The following is a 15,573-nucleotide window of genomic DNA, read 5'->3' as shown; positions in this document are numbered from 1 at the left end:
CGATGTGATTGATAGCGACGACGCGTTGCTATCGCAGACCTGGGCGATCGCAGATCTGACTTTCCAAGCGTTCGTTATTCATCAATGTTACAGCCCTGGGATGTTTTCGAAGTCGGGGTTTTCACCTCGCTCCAGGACTGGACCATTGAAGTCGGGCATACCACGGAGCATTCTTGGCAGGCGTCGATTGCCTGCACGCCGCGCAAGCATTGCGCGCATCTGCGGCAGCCAGCTGCGCGTTAACGAACAGCTTGTCGCAAAAGCGAATCCACTTAGGGGGCCAGAAGCAACAGACGCACCCTCGAAGGGAGATTCAGCCCGCATGACTGATCTACTGTGTCACGGTGAGACACATTGGCCTTGGGTTTGCGGTTACACCGTCGACGATAGCCGCCAGCACCGGCTATCCCTCCCGTCGCTCCGATCGTGCTATGTGTTTATCTGAATGCCAGCGATAGTTAACCGCCCTCGAGTTACCTTTTCGAGAAACCGACGACGAGTTCGCCCCGACGAGCGCCTTGACGGCGTCCGTTCGCGTTTGGTCATTGTCGGCGGCGGAATGGCGGGGTTCGGATTGTGCGACCGATTGGTTCGCTCTGGGGTACATCAATCATTCGACATCACGCTCATTGGCGACGAGCCGACGCCCGCGTATGACCGTGTGAATTTGAGTCGCTACTTCACCGGCACGTCGTCTGACGATTTATTGTTGGCGCCGCGGTCTTGGTATGACGACCACCACATCACATTGCGCACGGGCGCTCGGATCGTCCGCATCGATCGACTGGCAAAGCGTGTTTTCGAAGCGTCGGGCGAGTTTCACCAATACGACCGTTTGGTGCTTGCGACCGGATCGCGCGCTTTCGTTCCACCGATCGAAGGCCATGACAGCGAAGGGGTCTTTGTCTACCGAACGATCGACGATCTAAAAGCGATCAAAGCTTACTGCGATGCACATCAAGCAAAACGTGGCGCCGTCATCGGCGGTGGGCTGCTAGGACTCGAAGCCGCCAAGATCATGATGGATCTGGGGATCGATGTTAGCGTCATCGAGATGGCCCCTGGTTTGATGCCGAGGCAACTTGATGCGAAAGCCGCGAAGTTGCTTGAGCAAAAAATCCGTGCGATGGGAGTTGACCTGCACTTGGTCCGACGGACCGAATCGATCCATCGAGAAGACGACCGACTGCGATTGCACTTCGCCAATGCGGATGACCTGACCGTTGACTTGTTGATCGTCGCGGCTGGGGTACGTCCCAACGATTCGCTGGCCGAAGAAGCCGGTTTGGACATCGGACCACGACGTGGCATCGTGATTGATCAATCTCTGCAAACGAGTGACCCAAGCATCTACGCGATCGGCGAATGCGCGTCTTTCCAGGAGCACGTGTTCGGCTTGGTTGCACCCTGTTATCGGATGTCGGACGTGTTGGCCAGTCGATTGGCTGGCAATGCAACGCAATTCGTCGGCGCTGACGAATCGGCCGAGCTGAAATTGATGGGCATCCAAGTTGCCACGCTTGGAAAAACGATTGACGAATCACCCGCCGGCGCGATCATCTCACACCAAAGTGATGACGGTCGCCGTGAGCTATTGATCGAACGCGGACGCATTGTCGGTGCAACTTGCGTCGGCCCATGGACGGAGCTGCCCCAAGTACGTCAAGCGATCGCTAAACAATCACGACTTTGGCCGTGGCAACGCACGCGATTCGAACGGACGGGTTCGCCTTGGACACCAGGCGGTGCGTTGCCCGTCGTCCAGTGGCCTGCGGATTCGATCGTCTGCTCGTGTCTTTCAGTCAGCAAACAAGTGATTACCGAGCTGGTCGCGCAAGGTCACGATACGCCCGAAGCGATCGCAAACACATGCGGCGCGTCGACCGCGTGTGGTAGTTGTCGCTCGCTCGTTTGCGAACTCGCGGGCGCGTCGTCGCAATCCACCGCCGTTCCCTGGGCCAGGACAATGCTGGCGGCAAGCTCGATTGCCAGTGCGGCGGTAATCGCCTGGATGATCCTGGGCCCTTGGCCGGTTGCGCAATCAGTGCAGCAAACCTCTCACACGGTCGAGTCAGCGTTGCAAAGCGACCTCGGACGTCAAGTCAGCGGTTTCGGCTTAGTCGGAACGACGATCCTTGGCATGGCATTTTCGCTGCGAAAGCGATTCAAGCGGTTCCAATGGGGCAGTTACGGATTCTGGCGAGCAATGCATGGCGTCTTAGGAACGGCTGTCTTGTTTGGCATGGCCGCCCACACAGGGATGCGACTTGGGTCAAACCTCAATTTTCTGCTGGGGATTTTCTTCCTCGGTGCGATCTTTGTTGGCGCCTTCGCGGGAATTCTAAGCAGTCTCGAATCGCAGTTGACCGGATCGCTCAGCTTGATTGTTCGCCAGTGGCGTCCGCGTTTGGCGAAACTGCATTTGTGGGTCACGTGGCCACTGCCGATCTTGATCGGCTTGCACATTCTTAGCTTCTATTGGTTCAGCGATTGAAACGGAGCGGAATGTTGCAGGCTTTGATTAGGAAATTTTGGTCCTCTCCGCATGGCGTGAAGTGGCTCACATGCATCGGGATCAACCTTGCGATTGGTGCGTACTATTCCGCCGCCCTTGTTGCCCCCGCGTCGTCTCCGATCAAATCGGCTTGGCTGCCTGGTAAGACAACCCACGGACACTACCAAATCGAACTTGATTGTGACGCCTGCCACGATCCCAATTCTTCGGACGACAAGCACAGTTCACAAAACGTGATGCAAGACGCTTGCTTGCGTTGCCATGGCGAGCAACTGAAGGGCGTCGACACGCACCCGGCGAAGAAATTCAATGACCCGACCAATGCAGAATTACTTGCTACGCTCGATGCGCAAAACTGCTTGAGCTGTCACGCGGAACATGTCCCTCACCAGACACTGGAGATGGGACTCACCATGCCCAGCGACTATTGCTGGCACTGCCATCAAGACGTTGCTGACAGTCGCCCCAGTCACGACGGGATGGCATTCGATAGCTGCTCCACCGCAGGTTGTCACAACTACCATGACAACAGTGCGCTCTATGAAAAGTTTCTAGACGATCACTTTGGCGAGCCTGACTTTTTAGATGCTGCGATCAATCCGCAACGCGACACCGTCTCGACCGTGTCGCAAAAGGGTTGGCCGAAAGAGAAACTCGATCGAGGAGACGCCGATTTCCCGGAATCTGTCAGCGTGAGCGAACCCACGCTTGCCGACTGGGCGGAAACGTCTCATGCCGCCGCAGGCGTGAACTGCACCGCTTGCCACCTTGCGGATCAAGAAGACAACTCATCTTGGTCGGATGCGGTGTCGCTTGAAACGTGCGGCACCTGTCACGACAAACAAGCCGAATCGTTTCTGACGGGAAAACACGGGATGCGATTGGCGGCCGGGCTGTCGCCGATGACACCAAGTCAGGCTCGATTGCCAATGCATCATGACGCGGCCCATCGAGAACTCGATTGCAACGCCTGCCACCAAGGCCACCGTTTTGACACCGCGTTCGCGGCGACAGAAGCCTGCTTGGGCTGTCATGCGGATGATCACTCGATCGCCCACAGCCAATCATCGCATGCTGACCTTTGGCGCGCCGAAGTTACCGGAGAAGGAGACGCAGGAAGCGGTGTTTCCTGCGCGACCTGCCACATGCCACGTTTGCAAGGTGACGATGGAGTGTGGGTCAATCATGACCAAAACGCGAACTTGCGCCCGAATGAAAAGATGGCTCGTGAAGTATGCATGAACTGCCACGGCCTGGAGTATTCGCTCAGCGCGCTTGCCGACGAAAACTTGATCCGCAACGGATTCAGCGGGACACCGACTGAGCGAAACAAGAGTGTCGAAATGGCACACCAATGGTTCATCGAGCGAGCTCAGAAACGCCGTGAACGACCCTGATTGCTTTGTTTGCCGTTCTTCTTTTACCAGAGGCTTCTGAGATGGGAATTAAAACGTCGAAACTACTCGCACTCGGTTGCTTGGCCGCGATATCATCTGGTCTGATTGTGACCATGACAGGATGTTCAAGCAGCGAAGCGAGCTCTTCAACGGCGGGCGGAATCACGCCTCGACAATTTGCCGATGGGGTTCACGCAGTGATGATGGCGGACCGAACGGTTTACGCCACGCATGTGGTGACCAACCTGAAAAAACAAGAGGCGCCGGTGACCGCGGATGAATACTGGCAAGACACAGAAAACGCGATCCCGTTGCCGGCACAGATGTTTCGGATGGGTGCCGAGTTGGTGGACGAGAATCCGGAAGCCGGATTTTCCTATGCACTCCGCAGCAAGTGGCCACTGAACGAGCAGCATCAAGCGAAAACAGACTTGGAGAAGGAAGCCTTGGACTTTTTGAGTGAGAATCCGGGTGAGAACTTTTATGGCGAAGAAGAACTCGGCGATAAGAAATACTTCGTCGCCGTTTATCCCGACCGCGCCGTTGCCGAAGCATGTTGGAGCTGCCATAACGACCACCCCAATCGCGGTGAAGATTACCCCGAGTTCGCAAAGGACGACGTGATGGGCGGCGTCCTTGTTCGTGTCCCAATGTAACGACACATTTCGATCCACGACCTTCAGTACGTTTCCCTCTCGTCACGGTGAATGATTCATGACTCCAGAACAAATCACACTTGTTCAAACCAGCTGGGAAAAGGTGAAGCCGATTTCCGAACAGGCGGCGGAACTTTTCTATGGAAAACTGTTCGAGCTCGACCCTTCGCTACGTCCGCTTTTTAAGGGCGACATGAAGGAGCAAGGAAAGAAGCTGATGGCGACGCTGAATTTGGCCGTCGTCTCGCTAACCAAACTCGAAGAAATCCTACCAGCCGTTCAAGACCTCGGTCGTCGCCACGTTCAATATGGCGTCCCCGACGAAAGCTACCAAACCGTCGGCCAAGCACTGCTGTGGACGCTCGGGCAAGGGCTGGGTGATGACTTTACCGACGATGTGAAGACGGCCTGGACGGTGACCTACGTGACGCTGAGCAACGTGATGCTCGAAGCCGCGCACGAAGGTGACCAATCGGATGCGGCAGCAAGCTAGATCGAATCCTTCGATTGTGAATCAAATCAACGACGGGCGGCACCGACGAAGTTTCGGTCCGCCCGTTTTGCTTGGCTGTGACTTTCAAACCGTACATTTTGAATGGACCTGCGATGAACTTTAGATCCATGGGCAATCGGCTTGGATCGCTCTTGATGCTTGCCGGACTAGGAACGACAAGCCTTGTCGGATGCGGGACTCCCGATGCAACCGACGCTGCAGCGACAGCTGAATCACAATCAGAATCTGCACCGAACACGACAGATCTGGACGCGACAGCACAGAACGAATCGAAGACACCTGAACCGGCCCAGGAACCGCTACCGGAACTGCCCGCTGGCGAGGCCGAAGACGGTGGCTATACGATTGCACAAGTGATGCAACTGGCCCACGACAACAAGCTCTATCGACGACTGTTCGATCAGCCCGCTGACCCTGAGGTCATTGAGCGGATGAAGCTTCTGTACGCAGAGCTTCCCAAGCGACAACCGCCGAAAGGTGATCCAGAGCAATGGCAAGAGCGATCAACAGCGCTGGTCGAAGCTGTCGTGGCCATCGAAGCGGGCAACGAACAGGGCATCGCGATGTTAAAGCGAGCCGCCAACTGCAGTTCGTGCCATGGGCGTCACCGTGAAAGCTGATCTCGTGCTGACATTCCGATGACAACAAAAATAACGGCGGCGGGTCGAATGTTGACCCGCCGCCGTTTCGTTTCATGATAGCGAGAACGCTAACTTAGAATCGCCACTGCCATTGAGTGTAGAAGAAGTCTGCATCCGCTCGGCTAGCAACACCCGCAGTGTCATGGTAGTAAGCACCGGCATTGAAGTGCGAGTAACCAACCAAGACATTCATGCGTGGATTGATGGTTGCCGTGAATGCGATGTCCAACTCTTGGCCCAATTCGCTGTCAGCCGCTGGTGCGGTCGAGTTATAAGGAGCCAGCGTGACGCCATAGGGCGTGGTCAATTCGTCCAACCAGAAGTTGTGGTACCACAGCAACAGGTTCACTTTGCTGCCAAGGATTGGCGTGATGAACTGGAAGTTCAAGTCGTGGATGTTCCGACGACCGAACAAGTCCATCAAACCGAGGTACTTGTGTGCCAAGGGGAACATGTGGTCAAAGCTGTCGTCGCCACGAGCCCCGGGGAAGTCGTTCCCGCCGGATGCATAGTCATACCATGCCCAGAAGGTTGGCTTCCAAGGTCCACATGCGGTGCACAGCTCCAATTGACGTCCTAGACCGCCGGTGAAGAAGCTCGCGCTGTGATCACCAAACCCAGGAGAGTTGGTTCCGAACTGCGTACCGCCTTCGTAGGAGTACAACCAATTCTTGCCGACTTTACCGGACCAGCGGCTGCCGATCGTGTGGTAGTCGTAGTTCAACGCTTGGTTCGACAATCCCAAGTAGTAATAGTCGACCGCGCCCCAGCGAGTGTTGGGATTCGACAAGTAAACGCCGTAGAAATCGATATCTTCGTTGGCATCGTCGATCTTGCTTTCGGTTGCCGCGACACGGTTCACTGGGTTCAGGAAGAACCCGTCAACCGTCCAGTCGCAACCTTTGTACGTTCCGCGAACACCTTGGAAAGTACGACGGGTGTTAGCCCAATCCAGTGGCGAGATCAGTCGCTGATCGCCAAGCAACATTTCTTGACGACCGATGCGAACCGACAGGTCCTCGGTCAAGCGTGTGTCCAAGAACAGGTTCTGGATCTCGCCACGGTTTTCTTCGATCGGACGATTCGAAAAAGTTTCTCCGCCCGAATCCGCGTACAGGTATTCACCGTAAACGCGAAAGAACTCGTTGACTCGCAAGTTCGCAAACATGCGGTAACGGGTCAAGAAGAAGTTGTCGTCGTTGCCAGTCAGGCCAAGACCACGGTGATTGTTTTCATGATGAAAACGCACGCGAGCTTCGCCGCCGACATCCAGCTTGCCATTGAGCATGCCCTTCAACGAATCACCAATGAAGGCGGGACCGTCGTAGCAAGGATCGTTCAAGTAGCTGAAGTCGTTGGCGTAAAAGACACCTGCGTAGGCGCTTTTCATTTTTGCGGTCGCCGCTTCCTTCTTTGCTTTGGTGCAGCAAGCGGTTGTGCAGCAGCTGCAGCTTGGTGCCGGTGCCGCGTACTCGGGCATCGGAGCTGGTTCGTCGATCTGAATCGGTTCTGGCATCGGAACCGGATCAACGACGGGCTGTGCTGATTCCACGGGCGCTTCCGCTTCGTCAGCAACAAGCTGAACACCACCGATCGGATTCCCGGTGGCGTCGGTTACGACTGTATCTTCAAGGCCGAATCGCTCCCCAGCAAACGCTGGCGTCGAAACGAAACCGGCAAGTAGGGCGAGCGAGAGAGCGCGCCGGCGTGCCTTTTTAGTGGAAAGCATCTCTTAGGACTCCTTCCTAATGGAATGGGTGATGTCGCCTCATTGCGACAGTTTTGTTGAAGAGTTCGTTGCCTCCACCACCGACACTTGTGTTGAATCAACCTCGTGGTGCGGCTTCGGTCACCAGCGACACATGAGGCTGGCATTCTGTGGGGGCATCCGCGTCGGTCCCGGCGATACCGACGCTTATAGTGGGGAATATCGGACCTCCTGCATCGCAAGTGCGAACTTTTTGGCGTGTCTGGAAGGATCCTCTCAAACGTCAAACTTTGCCTCCGCAAGCCAACCTCCGCGTCGCCCCCTCCTTCACCACCCGCCGCAAGACGCGTTTTTCAGGTGATTCACTCCTACCTGTACCGAGTGGATCGGAATTTCGAGCCGAGCGTGCGGAGATCCGCCCCGTTAATTCCGTCACTGCGGCAAATGATTTCCCACGTAGTGAGAGGGCGTTCGTAGTAACGCGATCCCCCCTGCACTGATGCTAGGCAGCAGCGCTGCCCTGATGCCTGCACGGCATGCATTCCCCAAAATCGTCGACACTTTTAAAGGCCCATTAGGGAAGCCACATCTCCACTAAAGCCCTGTTAACGGAGCCATGGTGGTTCGCATTTAAGCAAAACGTTCACGAATGCGAACACCGGCACGCACTGTGCATTGGTGTCTCTGTGCATCGGCGTCTCACCGCTGATCATTGCACATCAGCAAGGTCCGAATGATTCGGTCGAGGCGGTATCGATCCAGGGCTTTCTCTATTCCTTTCAAAACTTGTTCGTTCCACCTCCCCGGGAGCACCTAAGTTGCGACGTTTTATTTCCAAGTTGTCACTGGTCGCATTGGCAGCACTTTTCACCGGTTGTTCTAGTTCAGAAATCACCCTCGAGGATCTCGAGAAGGCTGCGGCTAAGATCGAAGTTTCCGACACCGATATCGCCGCTGATAGCGAAGACGATGTCGTGATGGAAATGCTTGATGTGGAAAAGCCCAACTTGAAGTTTGGCTTCATCAAGCTGACCGACTGCGCTCCGTTAGTGATTGCAAAAGAAAAAGGTTTCTTCTCTGACGAAGGTTTGAATGTCGAGATTGAAGCACAGTCGAACTGGAAGGTCTTGCTGGACCGTGTGATTGACGGCCAACTCGACGGTGCTCACATGTTGGCAGGCCAGCCAATCGGAGCCACCATCGGATTCGGTACTCAGGCACACATCATCACCGCATATAGCTTGGACTACAACGGAAATGGCATCACGGTCAGCAACGAGATCTGGTCGAAGATGCAAGAGAACGATCCCGCGTTGAATTCGCCGACGCCAAAGCATCCGATCACGGCTGACTCACTCAAGCCAATCGTCGAGGCGTACAACCAAGAAGGCAAAGACTTCAACATGGGGATGGTATTCCCAGTTAGTACGCACAATTACGAAATTCGCTATTGGCTTGCGGCCTCGGGCATTCACCCAGGCATGTACTCCGAAGAGAACATCCAGGGCACGATTGATGCCGACGTGTTGCTGTCGGTAACACCACCACCGCAGATGCCAGCGACTCTGGAAGCCGGCACGATTCTGGGGTACTGCGTCGGCGAACCCTGGAATCAGCAAGCAGTCGTCAAAGGCATCGGCGTCCCCGTCACGACCAACTACGACATCTGGAAAAACAACCCCGAGAAAGTTTTTGGCGTGTCGAAAGCATGGAACGACGCCAATCCCAATACGCACGTCGCGATTGTCAAGGCACTGATTCGCGCCGGCAAGTGGTTGGACGAAACCGATGCTGATGGCAACTTGGTCAATCGCCAAGAAGCGGCAAAGCTGCTTTCAAACAAGGACTATGTCGGTGCCGACGAAGACGTCATCGACAACAGCATGACGGGCACGTTTGTGTTCCAGGAATCGGATGTGCGTCCCATGCCCGACTTCAACGTGTTCTTCAAGCACAACGCGAGCTACCCGCACTACAGCGATTGCGTTTGGTTTCTCACTCAAATGCGACGATGGGGCCAGATCACCGAAGGTAAACCGGCAAGCTGGTACGCAGAGAAGGCAAAAGACATCTATCAGCCAGCAATCTATCGCAAGGCGGCTGACATGTTGATCTCCGAAGGCAAAGCGTCTCCGAACGATTTCCCCGCACCGGATTACGACGGCTATCGCGAAGCCACGACCGACTTTATCGACGGAAATTCGTACGACGCCAAAGATCCGATCGGATACATCAACAGCTTCGAAATCGGAAACAAGGATCCCGAATCCTTGGCTAAACAGTAATCGCTTTCGGCACTGCTCGAAAGCAACAACAGTCGTTCACTCGGCGGTGGCCGCCTCACCGCCCGTGTGATCGGGAAGCGGCCAGTACGGGCCGGACGTTTGGGTCCGGTGCCTAACGTCCGGCCCGGCCGTGGATCCCGTTTACATACTGACCAAAGCAAGCCAATGCGGCTTGCTTTAAGGCGTTTCGTTGCCGCGATGTCACTGAGTGCCAGTTTAACGCTCTGCACGGCTGCACGCCCGACTTGGCGAATCCATCTGCTTCCCGAACTCTATCCACCACTGACTGACCATGAATTGGCGAGGAAACGCGCTCAAGTTTTGCAATGTTGCCGGGCTCCCACTACTGGAGCCGTTCATCCGCTTGGCAGCTGGCGAAGACGTTAAAGAGCAATTCAAAAGTATCAGCAAGTTCATCCTATTGCCGATCGCCGCAATTGCGATGTTCTTGTTTCTATGGCATGCCGCATCAAAAACGGTTGTGACTGACAGTATGCAATTGCCCAGCCCCAGTGACACCTGGAAGGCGGGCAAAGAACTGTTTGCAATGCATACCGCGCAGCGAGCAGCAGACCGCGAACAAAAGCAGGAAAAAATCGCCGAAGCCGTGATGTTCCTGGCCAAGGCAAACAAGCTGACCGCCAAGGCCGAGGCGGCCAGCGGCGAACGAAAAGAGACCTTGCTTGCCAACGCATTGGTGCTCAAAAAGAAAGCCGTGCAAGCGGCGAATTACAAACCCACCAGTGCGCCGACGTTTGTCGATCAGATCTTTACCAGTTTGAAAACCGTCTTTGTGGGATTTGTGATCGCGACGCTGATCGCAGTTCCTGTCGGTGTCCTCTGCGGCATGAGTCCGTGGTGCAACGCGGCGTTAACACCATTCATCCAAATCTTTAAACCGGTCAGCCCATTGGCTTGGTTGCCCTTGGCGTTTCTAGTCATCGTTTGGGCATACTCGGGTTCCAAGCCCGGTGAAACGCTGTTTGAAAAAGCGTTCTTGATCTCCGCGGTCACCGTTTCATTGTGTTCACTGTGGCCGACCTTGGTGAACACAACCTTGGGAGTTGCGAGCGTCGACAAAGATTACATGAATGTCGCGCGGGTGCTCAAGCTTTCGTGGAGCCAACAGTTGTTCAAGATCATTCTTCCCGCCAGCTTGCCGCTGATGTTCGCAGGATTGCGTATCAGCTTGGGTGTTGGCTGGATGGTACTGATTGCGGCAGACATGCTGGCCCAGAATCCGGGTCTTGGAAAATTCGTTTGGGATGAGTTCCAAAATGGTAGCAGCCAAACGTACGCCCGAATCGCCTTTAGCGTGATCATCATCGGGGTCATCGGGTTATTGCTCGACCGTGTCATGATCTTCTTGCGAAACCTGGTCAGCTTCGGCAACCCACAAGCCGCGTGATCGCAGCGAGTCCAACTACAAAGCGAGTAATACGATGAGTACTGTTGTTCTCGATCGAGCGCGGCCGAAATCGGTCGCACGTCCGGTGGCTCCCGAGCCGCTGATTGCGATGCGAAACGTTTGCAAAGGCTACGGCAGTGGCGTGACGCGAAACGAGGTCCTGACCAATATCAATTTGAATCTTCGCCAAGGCGAGTTTCTTGCGGTCGTTGGGTTCTCTGGCAGCGGCAAAACGACGTTGACCAAGTTGCTCGCCGGGCTGGAAACACCGGATAGCGGCGAGATCGTGATGGAAAACAAAGTCATCACCGAACCGAGCCAGGAACGTGGGATCGTTTTCCAAAACTATTCGTTGTTGCCTTGGCTGACGGTGCGCGGCAATGTCGCGTTGTCGGTCGACCGTGTCTTTCGTCATTGGTCCAAAGCACAACGACGCGAACACACCGACAAGTTCATCGAGATGGTGGGCTTGTCACACGCGGTGCACCGTCGACCCCACGAATTGTCCGGCGGGATGCGGCAACGTGTTTCGCTGGCCAGAACACTGGCGATGAAACCGAAAGTGTTGTTGCTGGACGAACCTTTGTCGGCGCTCGACGCACTCACCCGTGCGACGCTGCAAGACGAGATTTTGAAGATTTGGGAAGAGGAGCGTCAGACGTGCTTGTTGATCACCAACGACGTCGATGAAGCGATTTTGTTGGCCGATCGCATCGTGCCGCTGAACCCCGGCCCCAAAGCGTCACTCGGGCCAGCGTTCACGGTCGAACTTGACCGTCCGCGCAGCAAAACCGAACTGAACCACAACGAGACCTTCAAAGGTCTTCGCAACGCGATCACCAATTACCTGGTGGCCGTTCGTCAGAAATCGCGCGAAGACCAAGCGTTGGCCTCCGAACAACGTCCGGTTGAACTACCGGACCTTCAACCACGGAGTTTGGCGTTGCCACGGAAGGCGATTTTGAACTCCACAATCTAAACCACTTCTGATGGGCGGCATCAAATGGCTGGATATGTCGAAATGTACCGCTTGGGCAAAACCTATGACACGCCCAACGGTCCGGCGATCATCGTCGAAGATTTCAATTTGAACATGGCCAAAGGCGAATACGTTTGCCTGTTGGGCCACAGCGGTTGTGGCAAGAGCACCGTGTTGACCATGGTGGCGGGCCTAAACCCGATCACCCATGGTGGCGTCGTCGTTGCCAATCATGAAATCGACGGTCCGGGGCCGGACCGAGGTGTCGTATTCCAATCGCCTTGCTTGATGCCGTGGATGACGGCGATCGAGAACGTCTTGCTTGGCGTCAATCAGGTCTACCCGCACGGCACCAAAGCACAGCGCCACGATATCGCAGCGTACTACCTGACCTTGGTCGGGCTTGGAAACAGCCTGAACACTCGCGCCAGCGCACTCAGCCAAGGGATGCAACAACGCGTTGGGATCGCCCGTGCGTTTGCGCTCAAGCCCAAGATGCTGTTGCTGGATGAACCGTTCGGAATGCTGGATTCCCTGACCCGAATGGAACTGCAAGAAATCTTGCTGGAGATTCTGGTGCGTGACAAAGTCACCACGATGATGATTACGCACGACGTCGACGAAGCACTCTTTATGAGCGACCGTGTGGTGATGATGACCAACGGACCACAGGCACGGGTGGGCAGGATCTTCGAAATGCCGTTCGAACGCCCGCGTGTTCGTGCCGAAGTGCTCGACCACCCTGATTACTACGACTTGCGTGGTGACATGATCCAGTTCCTGGAAGAACAAGATCACAAGAAACTGAAAGCGGACGCCGAAAAGCTGGAAGCGAAAAAGCGTGCCGAAGTGGAAGCCGAGGCTGCAGTTTAATGAACGCCACAGTTGCTAAACCCCAAGCCTCTTTTCTGGTCGATGTCTTGGTTGTCGATCAGGTCGGCGGCGAGTTTATTGTTTCCAGTCCTTACCCCGCGGTGCAGCGAGCGGTGGGCGAGACACGTTACACCGGTTTGCCCGCGATCGTTAGCGCAAGCGATGACGAAACCGATGTCGTCGTGATGTCTGTACCAATCTATCGCGAAGGGGAAATCCTTTCGATCGTATGCTTCGTCGGCTCTGGTGACGAAAGTCACTGCGGCGTGATGGAAGTCTGGCAACCGATCGGTGAGTACGACGAACTCAACATGACCAAAGGCTACTTTGGCGCGCTCGAACGTTTTCAGAACGTCAGCTCGTTTGTGCGATTTGAGAAAGGCTCCGGATTGCCAGGGCAGGTTTGGCGGAACGCCAGTTTTGTCATTCACGACAAGCTGCCCTCGCATTCGGGATTTTTGCGTGCGGCAGGTGCTTCGGCCGAGTCACTGCAAGTGGCGATCGGAATTCCGGTCATGGGCGACGACTTTTTGGCATCGGTTCTGTTGATCAGTTCCAGTGTCGCGCCGCTCGGAAAAGGCTTCGAAGTCTGGCGGTGTGCTGGCGATGATTTCTTGCTGGAATCAGCCGCCTATCAAGACTTGGACGAGTCCCTGCAATTGCCACTCGAAAGCAAGGTCACATGCCATGGATCGTTGCCCGGATTCGCAGCCGAATCGTCGGCCGCGGTGATTAGCGATGACCCTGCGTTGATTTCGTTTGGTCGCGGTGAAGACTGCCATTTTGAAGGCCGCGCCTTCGCGATGCCGTTCTTCGAAGACGGCCGTGTAACCAATGTTCTCATCATGTTGCTTTAAACGCCGGAGGTGAACGCGATGGCGACAGCACTTCCTGTTGTGAATCGTCAACCTGATTTCCTGGGACAACTGCTGGCCGAACAGCAAGAGCTAACGGCGGTCGAATCATTCAGTGAGTGGCATCACTCACAAGATGCTTCGACGCCTGCTCAGGAAAAGTACTACCGCAATCTCATTCCGGCTTCGGCTCCCAAGCCAGGCTACCAATTCGCATTCGAAGTCGACTTGGATGCATGCAGCGGTTGCAAAGCGTGCGTCGTTGCCTGCCACTCGCTTAACGGTCTTGAAGAAGATGAATCGTGGCGTCGTGTCGGCACATTGATCATCGGCGACGAATCAGCCGAATCGCCCGCCGCGATTCAGCACGTCACCACCGCATGCCATCACTGCGAAGACCCCGGATGCTTGAACGGTTGTCCGGTCAAGGCCTATGACAAAGATCCGATCACGGGAATCGTCCGACACCTCGACGACCAATGCATCGGTTGTAAGTATTGCACGATGATGTGTCCTTACGAGGTGCCCCGCTATAGCGACCGTTTAGGGATCGTCCGCAAATGCGACATGTGCCATCAACGCTTGAGTGTCGGCGAAGCACCGGCGTGTGTGCAATCATGCCCCAACGAAGCCATTCGAATTTCGGTCGTCCCCGTCGGTTCAGAACTCTACCACTCTGACGCCGTTGTCCCTTCGGCGCCGCCGTCTTCGATTACACAACCGACGACACGTTTCGTTTCATCGCGGTCGATCCATTCGAGTCACGCGCAGCCTCAAGATAAAAACGTAGACGAAGTTGCCGAGAGCCACTGGCCGCTGGCAATCATGCTGGTGATGACGCAAATTGCGGTCGGTGTTTTGTTGGCCGAAGCAATTGTTGCAGGTGTGTTGTTGGTCTTTGGCCAACCGGTCTCCGCGAAAGTAACACTGACGACGGCTCTGGTGGCCTTTGCGATTGCGAATCTTGGCTTGGGAATCGCGCCACTGCACTTGGGACAACCGCTACGAATGTGGCGAGTCTTTCTAGGGCTGCGCACAAGCTGGCTGAGTCGCGAAGCGGTCGTGCTCGGAAAATTCATGGGCGCGGTCGCAGCCGGCATCGGACTGTTGGCGTTGCCGCTGGTTTGGGATTGGATCCCCGAATTCGCGCAAGCCTGGATCCCGATCGAATTGATCCCCAGTTGGCTGGGCCGCGTTGTCCTGCTGGCGTCGTTGCCGCTAGGCGCGTTGGGGTTGTACTGCAGTGCGATGATTTATATCGCAACGAAACGACAACTCTGGCGACAGGAACGTACCTTGCCACGATTCTTTGGAACCGGCTTGGCAGGCGGTCCACTGATCACCGCAGCGGTATTCGGCGTATTCGATTTTCGCTGGACGGCATTCGCATTGTCACTCGTTGCGATCGGGTTGCTGATAACGAAATTCGGTGTGGAACGATCAACGTATTTCTCTGAATCGGACAGCGATGATTCTTACGATCGCCGAAGTGCTCGCCTGATACGCAATCACATGAGCGGTCTATTGCAAGCGCGAATCGGCTTGATGACTGCCGCGATTGTCGCTACTGCCCTCGGCGCGCTGGTTGCAATCGCCAGCCCGATCGCAGGCGGCGGTGTGTTGGCCATCGCGAGCAGCCTGTTTATCGCGGGCGAAAATGCCGAGCGATTGCTGTATTTCAAGAGCGTTGTCTACGACCGCATGCCTGGAACACTTTAGAGGACCGTGACGATGAGCATTGCA

The 15,573-nt window shown here is 55.4% G+C and carries 12 protein-coding genes; 11 read left to right on the top strand and 1 reads right to left on the bottom strand.

The genetic code is table 11. The features are described 5' to 3' along the window. The first annotated feature begins 445 nt into the window (after positions 1-445). The 5 genes from CGZ80_RS03140 to CGZ80_RS03120 all read left to right on the top strand — a co-directional run bounded on the left by CGZ80_RS03140 (position 446) and on the right by CGZ80_RS03120 (position 5,702). Entirely contained in the window at positions 446-2,494 is a 2,049-nt protein-coding gene (locus CGZ80_RS03140) for an FAD-dependent oxidoreductase (RefSeq protein ID WP_094411296.1), read from the top strand. 56 nt (positions 2,495-2,550) lie between these two features. Continuing rightward, a complete protein-coding gene (locus CGZ80_RS03135) occupies positions 2,551-3,912 on the top strand; it encodes a cytochrome c3 family protein (RefSeq protein ID WP_233148196.1) in 1,362 nt (453 codons plus the stop codon). A gap of 41 nt (positions 3,913-3,953) precedes the next feature. Next, entirely contained in the window at positions 3,954-4,568 is a 615-nt protein-coding gene (locus tag CGZ80_RS03130; protein WP_094411294.1) for a DUF3365 domain-containing protein, read from the top strand. 58 nt (positions 4,569-4,626) lie between these two features. After that, entirely contained in the window at positions 4,627-5,061 is a 435-nt protein-coding gene (locus CGZ80_RS03125) for a globin family protein (RefSeq protein WP_094411293.1), read from the top strand. A 113-nt stretch (positions 5,062-5,174) separates the two neighbouring features. Then, complete coding sequence (locus CGZ80_RS03120) at positions 5,175-5,702, top strand: hypothetical protein (protein ID WP_143543715.1); 528 nt, start codon at positions 5,175-5,177, stop codon at positions 5,700-5,702. A 94-nt stretch (positions 5,703-5,796) separates the two neighbouring features. Here the strand turns inward: CGZ80_RS03120 and CGZ80_RS03115 are convergent, their stop codons facing one another. Then, positions 5,797-7,452 (bottom strand): alginate export family protein, encoded by a 1,656-nt coding sequence (locus CGZ80_RS03115; protein ID WP_094411291.1) that lies wholly within the window; start codon positions 7,450-7,452, stop codon positions 5,797-5,799. 797 nt (positions 7,453-8,249) lie between these two features. Here CGZ80_RS03115 and CGZ80_RS03110 point away from each other — a divergent pair. From CGZ80_RS03110 to CGZ80_RS03085, 6 genes are all read left to right on the top strand, one after another. Next, the gene (locus CGZ80_RS03110; protein WP_233148195.1) at positions 8,250-9,716 is read left to right on the top strand and encodes a CmpA/NrtA family ABC transporter substrate-binding protein; all 1,467 of its coding nucleotides are present in this window, start codon (positions 8,250-8,252) and stop codon (positions 9,714-9,716) included. Between the two features lie 292 nt (positions 9,717-10,008). After that, positions 10,009-11,124, top strand: a complete 1,116-nt coding sequence (locus CGZ80_RS03105; RefSeq protein WP_094411289.1) for an ABC transporter permease — start codon at positions 10,009-10,011, stop codon at positions 11,122-11,124. Between the two features lie 34 nt (positions 11,125-11,158). Further along, complete coding sequence (locus CGZ80_RS03100; protein ID WP_094411288.1) at positions 11,159-12,103, top strand: ABC transporter ATP-binding protein; 945 nt, start codon at positions 11,159-11,161, stop codon at positions 12,101-12,103. A 24-nt stretch (positions 12,104-12,127) separates the two neighbouring features. Next, on the top strand, positions 12,128-12,976 hold the full coding sequence (locus CGZ80_RS03095; protein WP_094411287.1) for an ABC transporter ATP-binding protein: 849 nt from the start codon (positions 12,128-12,130) through the stop codon (positions 12,974-12,976). Beyond that, positions 12,976-13,833: a hypothetical protein gene (locus tag CGZ80_RS03090; protein ID WP_094411286.1), complete on the top strand. Its 858-nt coding sequence runs from the start codon at positions 12,976-12,978 to the stop codon at positions 13,831-13,833. Before CGZ80_RS03095 ends, CGZ80_RS03090 begins: the two co-directional genes overlap by 1 nt. 18 nt (positions 13,834-13,851) lie before the next feature. Beyond that, positions 13,852-15,549 (top strand): DmsC/YnfH family molybdoenzyme membrane anchor subunit, encoded by a 1,698-nt coding sequence (locus tag CGZ80_RS03085; protein ID WP_094411379.1) that lies wholly within the window; start codon positions 13,852-13,854, stop codon positions 15,547-15,549. Positions 15,550-15,573: the final 24 nt, after the last annotated feature.

The sequence above is a fragment of the Rhodopirellula sp. MGV genome (assembly GCF_002251265.1).
In the GTDB taxonomy this organism is placed as follows: Bacteria; Planctomycetota; Planctomycetia; order Pirellulales; family Pirellulaceae; genus Stieleria; species Stieleria baltica_A.
This window is presented reverse-complemented; position numbering and strand designations above follow the sequence as displayed.

Bases quoted from the DNA above. Each gene is read 5' to 3' on its own strand.
- CGZ80_RS03090 (WP_094411286.1), top strand. From the start codon at position 12,976: ATGAACGCCACAGTTGCTAAACCCCAAGCCTCTTTTCTGGTCGATGTC.
- CGZ80_RS03125 (WP_094411293.1), top strand. From the start codon at position 4,627: ATGACTCCAGAACAAATCACACTTGTTCAAACCAGCTGGGAAAAGGTG.
- CGZ80_RS03105 (WP_094411289.1), top strand. From the start codon at position 10,009: ATGAATTGGCGAGGAAACGCGCTCAAGTTTTGCAATGTTGCCGGGCTC.
- CGZ80_RS03140 (WP_094411296.1), top strand. From the start codon at position 446: ATGCCAGCGATAGTTAACCGCCCTCGAGTTACCTTTTCGAGAAACCGA.
- CGZ80_RS03115 (WP_094411291.1), bottom strand. From the start codon at position 7,452: ATGCTTTCCACTAAAAAGGCACGCCGGCGCGCTCTCTCGCTCGCCCTA.
- CGZ80_RS03085 (WP_094411379.1), top strand. From the start codon at position 13,852: ATGGCGACAGCACTTCCTGTTGTGAATCGTCAACCTGATTTCCTGGGA.
- CGZ80_RS03130 (WP_094411294.1), top strand. From the start codon at position 3,954: ATGGGAATTAAAACGTCGAAACTACTCGCACTCGGTTGCTTGGCCGCG.
- CGZ80_RS03120 (WP_143543715.1), top strand. From the start codon at position 5,175: ATGAACTTTAGATCCATGGGCAATCGGCTTGGATCGCTCTTGATGCTT.
- CGZ80_RS03100 (WP_094411288.1), top strand. From the start codon at position 11,159: ATGAGTACTGTTGTTCTCGATCGAGCGCGGCCGAAATCGGTCGCACGT.
- CGZ80_RS03095 (WP_094411287.1), top strand. From the start codon at position 12,128: ATGGCTGGATATGTCGAAATGTACCGCTTGGGCAAAACCTATGACACG.